This is a genomic window from Mycobacterium sp. (assembly GCF_035499775.1).
GTDB lineage: Bacteria > Actinomycetota > Actinomycetes > Mycobacteriales > Mycobacteriaceae > Mycobacterium.
In genome coordinates this window covers 1-5,633 of record NZ_DATJYB010000254.1, presented here as the reverse complement: position 1 = coordinate 5,633, position 5,633 = coordinate 1, and the positions used below count along the sequence as shown (strand labels likewise).

Annotated in this window: 1 protein-coding gene; it reads right to left on the bottom strand. The window is 68.8% G+C overall.

Features of this window, described 5'->3' with window-relative positions:
* A partial coding sequence (locus VML93_RS16685; RefSeq protein ID WP_325612300.1) for an SDR family NAD(P)-dependent oxidoreductase occupies positions 1 to 5,633 on the bottom strand: 5,633 nt, incomplete at both ends.

Sequence of the window (5,633 nt, the reverse complement as noted above, 5' to 3'; positions counted from 1 at the left end):
CCGCCGGCCAGTGCCAGGTCGCACTCACCGGTACGCAGCGACTGCACCGCCATGTGCAACGCCACCAACGACGACGAACACGCCGTATCCACCGACACCGCCGGGCCCTCCAGCCCCAACACATACGACACCCGACCCGAGGCGACGCTCGACGACTGGCCGGTCAGCCGGAAGCCTTCTGGGGCATCCGCGTTGCCGATACCGTAGCCCTGGGTATATACCCCGGCGAACACGCCGGTGGCGCTGCCCCGCAACCCGCCGGGTTCAATCCCGGCCCGCTCCAACGCTTCCCAGGACAGCTCGAGGAGCATGCGTTGCTGCGGGTCCATCGCCAGCGCCTCGCTGGGCGCAATACCGAAGAAGGCGGGGTCGAAGTCCGCGACGCCGTCCACGAAGCCGCCGGTGCGCGTGTAACAGGCGCCCCGAACGTCGGGGTCGGGGTTGTACAGGCCGGCCAGGTCCCAGCCGCGATCCGTCGGGAATTCCGACAGCACGTCGCGTCGCTGGATCAGCATGTCCCAGAGGTCTTCCGGGGACTCCACTCCGCCCGGGTAGCGGCAGGACATGCCGACGATCGCGATCGAGTCGTCGCCAGTGGCGCGAACCGCGGGCGCGTGCCTGATTTCTTGTGGGGCACCGGCAAGTTCGGCGCGGATGTAGGACGCCAGGCCGTTGGGGGTCGGATAGTCGAAGATGAGCGTGGGTGAAAGGGCAAGGCCGGTAGCGGCTTTGAGCCGGTTGCGCATTTCGACCCCGGTCAGCGAGTCAAAGCCCAACTCCTGGAACGCCTTGTCGGGGTCGATCGCCTCGGGAGTGACAGTGCCCAGCACCGTGGCGATGTGGGAGCGCACCAGATCCAACACGACAGCGTGTTGCTCGGACTCGGCCAGCCCCTGCAGGCGGTGCGCCAGAGCCGATTTCGATTTCGCGGCGGCCAGCGAGTCGTCGACCTTGCGCCGAGTCGGCGCGTTGACCAGATCGGTGAACATCGGCGGCACCGCCACCGCGTGGGCCCGCAGCGCGGCCAGATCGATTCGGGCCGGCGCCAGGAACGGCTCGTCGACGATCAGCGCGGTGTCGAACAGTTCCATCGCCTCGTCGGAGGACAGCGCCAGGATCCCGTCGCGGCCCAGCCGCGCCCGGCCGGCGGCATCCAGGCTCCCGGTCATGGCGCTGGCCTGATCCCACAGCCCCCACCCCAGCGACACCGCGGGCAGCCGGCGCGCGCGCCGGTGTGCGCCCAGCGCGTCCAGGAACGAGTTGGCCGCCGCGTAGTTGGCCTGGCCCGACGAGCCGACCAGCCCCGCCATCGACGAAAACATCACGAATGCAGACACATTCAGGTCGCGGGTGAGATCGTGCAGGTTCCAGGCGGCGTCCACCTTGGCCCGCAATACCGCGTCGACCCGCTCGGGGGTCAGCGACGTCACCACCGCATCGTCGAGCACACCGGCGGCGTGAATCACCGCCGACAGCGGATGCTGCACCGGAATGCCGGCGATCACCTTGGCCAGCGCCTCACGATCGGCCGCATCGCAGGCGACCACCTGAACCAGGGCACCGGCGGCGCTGAGCTCGGCCGAGAGTTCCTGCGCCCCGGGCGCGTCCGGGCCGCGCCGGCTCACCAGGAGCAGATGCCGTGCCCCGTGATGAGCCACCACGTGACGGGCCAGCACCGAACCCGCCATGCCGGGGCCACCGGTGATCAGCACGGTGCCTTTCGCCCAGGCGTCGGGCAGCGTCATCACGACCTTGCCGATATGGCGGGCTTGGCTCAGGTAACGCAACGCCGCTTCGGCGCGGCGGATGTCGAACGTCGTCACCGGCAACGGCCGCAGCACGCCGGCGTCGAACAACTCCGCGAGATCGCGCATCCACTGGTGCATCCGCGGACGGCCGGGCTCGAAGAGGTCGAATGCCCGGTAGCGCACCCCCGGGTATTCCTGCCCGATCGCCCCGGGGTCGCGGATGTCGGTCTTGCCCATCTCCAAGAAGATGCCGCCGGGCTTGACCAACCGCAGTGACGCGTCGACGAATTCACCGGCCAGCGAGTCCAGCACCACATCCATGCCAGCCGTGCCCGTCCTACCGGTGACCGCGCGGAACTTGTCCTCGAACTCCAGACTGCGCGAATCAGAGATGTGGTCCTCGTCGAAGCCCATGGCCCGCAACGTGTCCCACTTACCGCGGCTGGCGGTGGCAAACACCTCCAGCCCCAGATGACGCGCCAACTGCACTGCCGCCATACCCACCCCGCCGGCGGCGGCGTGCACCAACACCCGCTGACCCCGCTTGGCGTCGGCCAGGTGGACGAACGCCATGTAGGCGGTGGTGAAAACGGCTGATATGGCGGCGGCTTCGGCGTAGGACCAGTCGGCGGGCATCGGCTGCAGGATCCGCACATCGCCGGCGACCACCGTGCCGTGGCCGTCGGGGAAGAATCCGTACACCGAATCACCGACCGCGAATTCGGTAACCCCGGGGCCGACTTCGACGACCACGCCGGCGCCTTCGCCACCGAGCAGCCCGTCGTGGGTGAACATGCCCAGGGTGATCATGATGTCGCGGAAGTTTGCGGCGATGGCGCGCAGCGCCACCCGAACCTGGCCGGGCTGCAACGGCCCGTCGGCGTTGGGAACCGGCTGCAGCTGCAGGTTCTCGAAGGTGCCCGCGCTGCTGATGCCCAACCGCCAGGGCCCGTCGGCCGGCGGAACCAGGAGGCCGTCCACTGCGCGGCTGCCGCGCACCCGGGCGGTGTACGCCTGTCCGCCGCGCAGCAACACCTGCGGCTCGCCGACCGCCAGAGCCGCGGCTATGGCGTCATCGTCAAGTGGCGCATCGGAATCCACCAATACGACGCGGCCCGGGTGTTCGGTTTGAGCCGACCGAACCAGGCCCCACACCGCCGCGCCCGCGAGATCGGCGACATCCTCCGCGGGAAGGGCAACCGCCCGCTGGGTGCTCACCACCAGCAGCCCGGAGTCCCGTTCGGTCAGCCACGATTGGACTGCAGCCAGCGCCCGGTGCGTGCGCTGGTAGGCTCCGGCCACCGGATCTTCCTCAGCCGCAACGGATTCGAATACCTCGTACGACGGCACGACAGCCGGTTTCGAAGCCCCAGACGCCGGCGACCAAACCAGCTCGAACAACCGGTCGGGCCCCGAGCCCGATACGGCGGCACGCAGTTGCTGCTCGCTCACCGGGCGGGCCACCATCGATGCCACCGAAAGCACCGGCAATCCCAATCCATCGGCGAGCTCGATGGAGACGGACGACGGGCCCGATGGCGCGATCCGGGCGCGCACTGCCGAGGCTCCCGCAGCATGCAACGCCACGCCCTGCCAGGAGAAGGGCAACACCAACTCGGCGTCCTGGCTCGCTACCGCCACAGCGTGCAGGGCCGCATCGAGCAGCGCCGGGTGCATGCCGAAGTCGCCGGCACCGCCGGCCGCGTCGGGCAGCCTTACCTCGGCGAATATCTCGTCTCCGCGGGCCCACATCGCGGTCAGGCCGCGGAAGGCCGGGCCGTATCCGTAACCGTGGGCCGCCAGTCGCTCATAGCCGTCGGTCACATCGACCGCGACGGCGCCCGCTGGCGGCCACGCCGACAAGTCGACTGCCGGCTCGACCGACCCAGGGGTCAATGTTCCCTCGGCATGGCAGATCCACGCCGCATCGGCTTCGGCGCGCGAATAAATCGAGACACTGCGCTGGCCGAACTCGTCGGCGTCTCCGACGATCACTTGCACCGCAACCGACCCGGACGCCGGCAGCAACAGCGGTGTCCGCAACGTCAGCTCGTCGACCACCGAGCAACCGACTTCGTCGCCGGCGCGGATCGCCAACTCGACAAAGCCGGTGCCGGGGAACACGATTGACCCTGACACGGCGTGATCGGCGAGCCATCCCTGCGCACTGGGCGATAGTCGGCCGGTCAATGCGACGCCGCCCGACGCCGGTAGCTCCACCACAGCGCCGAGTAGCGGGTGCTCGCCGGCGGCCAGGCCCAAGCCCGCTGCGTCTGCCCCGGTACCTTCGCCGGACAGCCAAAACCGGCGCCTTTCAAAGGCATACGTCGGCAGTTCGATAAAGCCCGCCCCGTCCAGCACACCACGCCAGTCCACGCTCACGCCGGCCACGAAGGCGGCGGCCGCCGACTTGAGGAACCGGTCCAAGCCGCCGTCGTCACGGCCGAGGGTGGGAACGACGATCGCTTCACTGTCCGCGTTGTCGGCGGTTGCCACCGATTCTTCGATGGCGGCGATCAATGCCGGGTGCGGACTGGACTCGATGAAAGTGCGGTACCCGTGCTCACCGGCGCTGCGTACGGCCTGGTCGAACTGCACGGTCTGGCGGATATTGCGGTACCAGTAGTCGGCGTCCAAACCCGCTGTGTCCAAGCGGGTTCCGGTCACCGTGGAGAAGAAGACAGTGCGCGATGAACGCGGCTCGATACCGGCAAGGACGTCGACGAGCTCAGCGCGGATCGCCTCGACCTCGACCGAGTGCGATGCATAGTCGACGTCGATCCGGCGGGTGCGCAGTTCGTGGTCGGCGCAAACGCGGATCAGTTCCTCCAGCGCGTCCACTTCACCGGACACCACGACCGCCGACGGCCCGTTGACGACGGCGATGCCGATCCGATTACCGAAGGGCGCCAACAACTCCCGTACCCGATCGGCACCGCAGGCGATGGACACCATGCCACCCGGACCGGCCAGCGACGTCAGCAACTGGCTGCGCAGGGTGACCACTCGCGCGGCGTCGCGCAGGGACAGCGCACCCGCGACGTACGCGGCCGCGATTTCGCCTTGGGAATGCCCGATTACGGCGTCCGGTCGCACCCCGACCGACTTCCACAGTTCGGCCAGCGACACCATCACCGCGAACAGCACCGGCTGCACCACGTCCACCCGATCCAGGCCTGGTGCACCGGGAGCACCGCGCAGGACGTCGGTCAGTGACCAGTCCACGAATTCGGCGAAGGCCTCGGCGCAGGCCCCGATCTGCTGCGCGAATACCGGTGCGGTGTCGAGCAATTCGACACCCATGCCGATCCATTGGGAACCTTGGCCGGGGAACACGAACACGCTCTTGCCCGCCGGGCTGGCGGTGCCCCGAACGACCGCTATGACGTCATCGCCGGCCAGCTCGTCCAGCCCGGCCAGCAACCGGTCGCGATCTTCGCCCACCACGACAGCCCGATGGTCGAACGCCGAGCGACCGGCCAACGACCACGCCACATCAGCAACGTCCAGCTCGGCGTCAGCGCGAATATGCGCCGCCAGCCGAGCAGCCTGCGCTTGCAGCGCGCCCGCTGACTTCGCCGACACCACCCACGGCACCACCGGCAGCACCGGCCCAGCGTCGCGCGCCTGCTCAGCAGCAACGGACTCGATAATCACATGCGCATTGGTGCCACTGATCCCGAACGAGGACACCCCCGCCCGTCGAGCCCGCCCGGCTTGCTCGGTTTGCTCGGCTTGCTCGGTTTTCCAAGGCCGCGCCTCGGTCAACAACGACACCGACCCCGCCGACCAATCCACATGCGGGGACGGCACATCCACATGCAACGTCGCCGGCAACACCTCATGGCGCATCGCCTGCACCATCTTGATCACACCCGCCACCCC